This is a genomic window from Oribacterium sp. WCC10, assembly GCF_900113415.1.
Classification (GTDB): Bacteria; Bacillota; Clostridia; order Lachnospirales; family Lachnospiraceae; genus Oribacterium.
On record NZ_FOPH01000042.1, the window covers coordinates 1 to 7,558 of the forward strand.

General features: G+C 41.2%; 4 protein-coding genes. 3 read left to right on the forward strand and 1 reads right to left on the reverse strand.

All coding sequences use genetic code 11. The features are described from left to right. Positions 1–197 precede the first annotated feature (197 nt). A complete protein-coding gene (mgtE, locus tag BM294_RS15375; RefSeq protein WP_242944563.1) occupies positions 198–1,865 on the reverse strand; it encodes a magnesium transporter in 1,668 nt (555 codons plus the stop codon). 391 nt (positions 1,866–2,256) lie between these two features. Between mgtE and BM294_RS15380 the strand changes: the two genes are divergently transcribed. From BM294_RS15380 to BM294_RS15390, 3 genes are all read left to right on the forward strand, one after another. Next, positions 2,257–3,138: a sulfide/dihydroorotate dehydrogenase-like FAD/NAD-binding protein gene (locus BM294_RS15380; RefSeq protein WP_091209940.1), complete on the forward strand. Its 882-nt coding sequence runs from the start codon at positions 2,257–2,259 to the stop codon at positions 3,136–3,138. Positions 3,139–3,152: 14 nt separating this feature from the next. Continuing rightward, positions 3,153–4,547 (forward strand): NADPH-dependent glutamate synthase, encoded by a 1,395-nt coding sequence (gltA, locus tag BM294_RS15385; RefSeq protein ID WP_091209942.1) that lies wholly within the window; start codon positions 3,153–3,155, stop codon positions 4,545–4,547. 659 nt (positions 4,548–5,206) lie between these two features. Then, on the forward strand, positions 5,207–6,979 hold the full coding sequence (locus tag BM294_RS15390; RefSeq protein ID WP_091209943.1) for a methyl-accepting chemotaxis protein: 1,773 nt from the start codon (positions 5,207–5,209) through the stop codon (positions 6,977–6,979). Positions 6,980–7,558 lie beyond the last annotated feature (579 nt).

Below are 7,558 nucleotides of genomic sequence, written 5' to 3' on the forward strand. Positions count from 1 at the left end.
TATTTTTTATAAAAAAGATAGTGTATTAAGTTTTCAAGGAACAATATATCGAAAATGGATGTGATATAAACGTCCATTTGTCGGGCGACTCATAACATATAAAAATCCCCTCTTTACCTGTTTTCCGGGTAAAGAAGGGATATACTGCTACATTAAAATGTCTGTAATTAGGGCATGTTATGCCGGATACTTCGTCTTTATGCCAGTAATGGAAGAAAAAGGTCTGCAAGTCCAAGGAATATGAAAAAACCCAAAACATCGGTTGCGGTTGTGACAAATATACTCGATGCAAGTGCCGGATCCGCATTAAGCTTATCAAGAGTAAGCGGAACAAGGAATCCGAATATACCGGAAACCACAAGATTACCTATCATTGCAAGGAATATGATAACTCCAAGGAAAAAGTTGCCATATATGAATCCTACAACGATACCGGTCACAAAACCAGTTGCGGCTCCATCAACTACACCGAGGAATATTTCCTTCAAAAAAGATTTCCAGTTATCAAGGAAATCAACATCACCATTGGAAAGCTCACGTACCATTATGGACATGGTCTGAGTTCCTGCATTACCGCCCATGCCGGAAACAATGGTCATGGTAGCGGAAAGAGCAACTACCTGCGCAATAGTAGACTCAAAAACCTTAACTGTAAATGATGCAAGGAATGCAGTCAAAAGATTGATAAGCAACCACGGAAGTCTCATTCGTACAGACTGCCAAAGGGTAGTATCAAGACCTTCCTCTGCTGAAGTTCCACCCAGGTGAGCGATATCCTCATCATGTTCTTCATTGATGACATCGATGATATCATCTACAGTGATGATTCCAAGTATAGACCCCTTACTGGAAACCACAGGTATGGCCTGAAGATCGTACTTGGAAACTACCTGAGCAACTTCCTCCTGATCGACCTCCGGTTCAACCGAAACCACCTGATCATCCATGATATCGATAAGCTTGGTATTACGCGGAGAACTAAGAAGATCACGTAAGTCGACGGTTCCAACCAGCTTTTTCAGTCTGTCTTCATCTGTTACATATATGGTTTCGATGACTTCTGTTTTTGGACCAATATCTCTTATGGTATCGAGCGCCTCTGCACAGGTACGGTCTTCACGGAGAGCAATATACTCAGTAGTCATGATACCGCCTGCGCTGTCATCCGGATATTGAAGAAGGGTATGAATGATTTTTCTGTCTCCTGACTTCATGCGATTGAGAAGCCGTTTTCGTCTGGCTATCTCCATCTCGCCAAGGATATCTACGATATCATCCTTCGACATCTCTTCAAACATCTCAAGAAGAGTATCGTCCGAGAGATGATCACCGATTCGCTGACGTGTATCATCATCAGCTTCCTCCATGATCTCAGTCAACTGTTCGGTATTCAGGAATTCAGGGAGCTTTTCAATGTCCTCATCATCCAGATCATCAATCTCTTCAACGAAGTCGGCAGGCTGCATGTCTTCGTAGTACTCACTGATGTCTTTTTTGTTACCTTCATCAATGAGATCCTCGAGTTCGTCCTCGTCTTCATCCTCATCAGACTTCGATTCATCAAAGTCATCGGAATCTGTATGAATGAGATTACGGTCTTCGTTATCTTTTTTACTGTCATCAGGTATCGATTCAAAAAGATCAGTCAGATTAGGTCGGGACTCTTCCGGAATTTCAGGTTCGTCATCCTGATCATAGGTTTCCATTTGGGCCTTTAAAAATGCTCGTCTTGAAGCTGCGTCTATATTGGAACCCGAAGGCTGATTGTCATTATCTTTTTTGTTTGTTTCAGAAACAGGCTTATTTGCTTCTGTTGTTTCCTGATTTGAGACAAGAGAGTTATCTTGTTCTTTCAGTTCATCCATGGAGCACCTCCTGTTAATACAGCTGAATCATAAGATATAGCTGTTTAATTTATCTAAATTAATTGCGAGGTGAAGTACATAAATAAGTCTGTGCATACAAGCTCATACCATGCCTCACTTTACTTATTGTAGGAATTTTAAATCGAATTGCCAACTGTTTTTTGTTAAATTACGATGTTTTCACAATTATTTTGCAATTTTTAACAGAAAAAGATGTACGTTGTATACATAATTTTTTTGCTGTTTTTGTTAAAAACGTCACAATATTGTCAAAAGTTTGTTGTCCATAAAGTGCAAAATGATTATAATTGAGCTAATGCAATTTGGATTTAAGAATCAGGATAATCCTTAGGTAATTGCAAACTTCGATATAAAAAACGTGGAGGAGATCATGTACGAAATAACTAAAGTTGAGCACTTAGTTGATAAGGACTGGCTTATGGTCGTTAAGGCACCTTTCGTTGCCAAAAAATGTGAGCCTGGTCAGTTTATGATTGCCAAGCTCGGTGAGCTGGGAGAAAGAATCCCATTTACCATTGCCGACTATGACAGAAAAGAAGAGACCATTACTATCGTATTTCAGGTAGTTGGTGCTTCAACAGAGAAGATGAGTCATCTTAAGGCCGGAGATTGTTTTACTGATATCGTCGGACCTCTCGGTAAGCCTTCAGAGATGATAGATACACCGGTTGAGGAACTTAAAAAGAAATCATTTATATTCATAGCCGGAGGTGTTGGAGCAGCTCCTGTATATCCTCAGGTTAAGTGGCTCCATGAGCACGGCATCGATGCAGACGTTATTCTTGGTGCAAGAAGCAAGGATCTTCTCATCATGGAAGACGAACTTCGTGAAGTCTCTGCCAATGTTTATGTATGTACAGATGATGGCTCTTATGGAGAGAAGGGTGTTGTTACCGATATTCTTAAGAAGCTCGTAAATGAGCAGGGCAAGAAGTACACACAGTGTATCGCTATCGGACCTGTCATCATGATGAAGTTCGCATGTCTCACAACCAGAGATCTCGGCATACCTACTATTGTTTCCATGAACCCTGTAATGATCGATGGAACAGGTATGTGTGGTGCCTGCCGACTTGTTGTAGGTGATGAAGTTAAGTTTGCCTGCGTTGACGGACCTGAATTTGACGGTCATCTGGTAGATTTCGATCTTGCCATGAAGCGTCAGAGACAGTACAAGGATGAAGAGGGGAGAGCGCTTCTTAAGTTACAGGAGGGCGATACACACTCAGGCGGATGCGCTGCAGATAAATAATCGGGAGGCATGTTATGAATAATTCAATGACAAGAGTTCCTGTACGTGAGCAGGAGCCAAAGGTAAGAGCTACAAACTTCGAGGAAGTTTGTCTTGGATATAATGATGAAGAAGCTGTTCTTGAGGCTGAAAGATGTTTGAACTGTAAGAATCCTCTCTGTATGAAGGGATGCCCGGTATCTATACATATTCCTGACTTTATCACAAAGATAAAGGAAAAAGATATCGCAGGTGCTGCCGATGTTATAGCATTGTCATCTGCTCTTCCTGCTGTTTGCGGACGTGTATGCCCTCAGGAAACACAGTGCGAAGGCAAGTGCGTAAGAGGAATCAAGGGCGAGCCTGTATCTATCGGTAAGCTCGAAAGATACGTTGCAGACTGGGCTAGAGAGCATGATTATGTTGCTGCAAAGCCGGGCGAGCCAAATGGCAAGAAGGTTGCAGTTATCGGTTCAGGTCCTTCAGGACTTACCTGTGCAGGAGATCTTGCAAAGCTTGGATATGATGTTACCATTTTCGAAGCATTCCATCAGCCTGGTGGAGTTCTCGTTTATGGAATCCCTGAGTTCCGTCTTCCGAAGGATCGTGTAGTTCGTCCTGAGATAGAGAATGTCAAGAAGCTTGGTGTCAAGATTGATACCAATGTTATCGTCGGACGTTCACTCACTATCGATGATCTTCTTAACGAAGAAGGATTTGATGCAGTATTCGTAGGTTCAGGAGCCGGTCTTCCCAAGTTTATGAATATTCCTGGTGAAACTGCCAACGGTGTTTATTCAGCTAACGAATTCCTTACACGTAACAACCTCATGAAGGCATTCCTTGAGGATGCTGATACACCTATCAAGGTAGGCAAGAAGGTAGTTGTAGTTGGCGGCGGTAATGTTGCTATGGATGCTGCAAGAACTGCACTTCGTCTCGGAGCTGAGGTACACGTTGTATACAGACGTTCAGAAGAGGAACTTCCTGCAAGAGTGGAAGAGGTTCATCACGCAAAGGAAGAGGGAATCATCTTTGACCTTCTCCAGAACCCTGTTGAGATTTATGCAGATGAAAATGACTGGGTTAAGGGCGTAAAGATCCAGAGAATGCAGCTTGGAGAGCCTGATGCGTCAGGACGTAGAAGACCTGAAGCTATACCGGGCGATGTTTATGATCTTGACTGTGATATGGTTATCATGTCACTTGGTACATCACCTAACCCTCTCATCAAGCAGACAACTGAGGGACTTGATACAAACAAGCACGGATGTATCATTGCAAAGGAAGAGAACGGACAGACATCAAAGAAGGCAGTATTTGCCGGTGGTGATGCAGTAACAGGTGCTGCTACAGTTATCCTTGCGATGGGTGCAGGTAAGGCTGCAGCCAAGGGTATCGATGATTACCTCAACGGAAGAGATGCTTAATCTTTGCGTTTTAGTTTGATGTGATAATAAGACGTGAGTGTCAAAAGTATTTGCCACTCACTGATTAGCGCTAACGCACACATTCGTGTGATAGAGCTGGAATCCTTACAGATTCCTTTGAAGCGCTCAAAGCCGCGTGGCTCCTTCGACTAAAAATCGAAGGCAGTTGTGTTGCTGAACACTCATAACTCACGTCCTTTTGCTGTGCAAAACGACTACGTTATTCGTGTTCGGGCGGGTCATAAAGTCTCAAATCAACGTGCAAGCACGTGATTTGGTACTTTTGACCCTTACATCATAATAAAACATTTATAAAAACCGTATAAGCCGGAACTTTAGTATAAACAAGAGTTTTCAAAGGCTATAGTTGAAAAATCTAAGGACGCAGTTTGAAAGAGCTGCGTCCTTTTGATATTCATGAAAGGTAAATCCTAAAATGGACGCGAGAACAGCAATTATTATGTCTTTGACACATTGAAATGCTATTCAATGAGCTGTTGCAGTACAGACGGGAAGAGAATCATGTATTTATATCTGATTCATGATTAAAATCAGATATAAATACTTTTGAAATGCAGATTATATTTTTGTGATAAAAGCCGACAATATCACTATGGTATCAACAAATATACCGATTATCATATTGAAAGGAATCAGCTATGGACACAAAGGGAACTAATCTGGGATTAAAATCACTTAAGTTCACTATAGTTTTTATGCTTCTTGGAACAGCGCTTCTGACAGCACTCGGAGTTGCTATATTCTCTGTTTTTGGTACGGTAATGAATACCAACGACCAGGTAAAAGCCTATCGCAACAGACTGGAAAAAGATGTCATGGAGAAGCTTAAGCAGGAAACTGAAATAGCTATCAGTGTCATTGACCAGATTCATGAAGATCAGCTGGCAGGAGTTTATACAGAGGCTGAGGCAAAAAAAATAGCCGCGGATCTTGTCAGGGATATGAGATATGATGATGGAAGCGGTTATTTCTGGATTGATACCTATGAAGGTGTTAATGTTGTTCTTCTTGGAAGAGACACGGAAGGTCAGTCAAGATGGGACTCTGTTGATCCGGATGGAAATTTCTTTATTCAGGATATGATAAAGAATGGACAGCAGGAAGGCGGAGGATTCACAGATCTTCAGTTCGCGAAACCAAATGAAACCGAACCATTGCCGAAGAAGAATTTCACCATGTCCTATGAACCGTATCAATGGGTAGTCGGAACCGGTGTATGGATTGATGGACTTGATGAAGCAGAAGCTGCTTATCTTAAAACAGCTCATCTGGCTATAAACAGAATCATTATTTCAATGATGATCTTCATAGTCATCTGGTTTGTAGTACTTATAGTCGTTTCAACTGTTATGGGTTCATTCATCATTGGCCCTATCCGAAAAGTTACAAATGCTGCAGAGAATATTGCTAAAGGTAACTTTGATGTTTCGCTTGATGTCAAGACCAATAATGAGGTTGGTGTTCTGGCCAATGCTTTTGATAAGACTATAGAAAGACTTAAAAACTATCAGGGTTATATCGATGAGATCTCAGAAGCATTACATGAAGTGGCCGATGGTAATCTCAATGTACAACTCCATAGACAGTATGTGGGTCAGTTTGAAAAGATTAAAACCAACATGGATGCACTCTTGTCTGGTCTTAATGCTACATTGGGTGGAATAAATGATGCTGCTGACAATGTCAACAGAGGTGCAGAACAAGTGGCTTCGGGTGCACAGGCTCTTGCTCAGGGTGCAACGGAACAGGCATCCACTATTCAGGAGCTTTCAGCAAATATGAATGATATTTCATCAAAGGTAGACGAAACCGCCAAGATGTCAATGGAAGCTCTTAATCTTTCAACTTCAGTTGGTGAAGATATGATTGTAAGTAACGGAAAGATGCAAGAGATGTCTCAGGCTATGGAGGATATCATTGAAAGATCAAATGAGATTTCAAAGATTATCAAGACCATAGATGATATCGCATTCCAGACTAATATCCTTTCACTTAATGCAGCAATTGAGGCTGCAAGAGCAGGTCAGGCAGGTAAAGGCTTTGCGGTAGTTGCTGACGAAGTAGGAAACCTTGCAAAGAAATCTCAGGAAGCAGCGCAGAATACAGCTCTCCTTATTGAGCAAACCATAGAGGCTGTTCAGCGAGGTGGAGAAATCTCACGTGAGACAGCGGAATCTCTTGGTTCAGTATCTAATGGCGCAAAGAAGATAACCAATCTTGTAGAAGAGATTTCTTCGGCATCTTCAAAGCAGGCAGAAGGAATCAAACAAGTTAGTGAAGGAATTGATCAGATATCTTCTGTAGTCCAGACCAATGCAGCTACAGCTGAAGAGAGTGCGGCAGCAAGTGAAGAGATGACTAGAATGTCCAAGAGTCTTGCCGGTGAAGTTGGTAAGTTTAAACTGAGATAAACTATAAATATAATGTAAAATGAATTTGTGAAGGTATTGTTCCACCGTTCGCAAGGACGGTGGAATTTTATGCTCTTATAACTGTTTCTGTATGAAAATATATTTCTCTAAGCTTAATGACGTTATTGATCACTTAATTTTGAGTATATATATTTGGGACGATACAGGAAGAGTTTAACACGTTCAGAGTGAAGGTTTGCATATCTGAAAACGTATTGAAGAATGATTTTGAAAACGTTAAATAATTAACTTTAAAAAATATTTGACATTTGCAAACTGAGTTGATATATTAACTGAGCGCTCGAGAGAACCAGAACATCAGTTCTTGAAAATGAGCACATTAGAACCTTGAAAATCAAAGATCGATTAATACACAGACCCTGAAGATTCTTTGAAAAAGAAAATTCAGAGCGGAAGAGTTCGAAAGAACTCGGAAGCAAACGACCAAATATGGTCAAGCGAATTTATTCGCAGTAAAGAAACGGACAGAACGAAAAGCCAAGCTTTAGTTTTGAGTTGAAGGAGTTTTCATCAGAAAACTCCGGAACGATATGCACCGATCTATGATCGGCGTCCTGC

Excerpts from the sequence above, each read along its gene's own strand:
- mgtE (WP_242944563.1), bottom strand. The coding sequence starts at position 1,865 with ATGGATGAACTGAAAGAACAAGATAACTCTCTTGTCTCAAATCAGGAA.
- BM294_RS15380 (WP_091209940.1), top strand. The coding sequence starts at position 2,257 with ATGTACGAAATAACTAAAGTTGAGCACTTAGTTGATAAGGACTGGCTT.
- BM294_RS15390 (WP_091209943.1), top strand. The coding sequence starts at position 5,207 with ATGGACACAAAGGGAACTAATCTGGGATTAAAATCACTTAAGTTCACT.
- gltA (WP_091209942.1), top strand. The coding sequence starts at position 3,153 with ATGAATAATTCAATGACAAGAGTTCCTGTACGTGAGCAGGAGCCAAAG.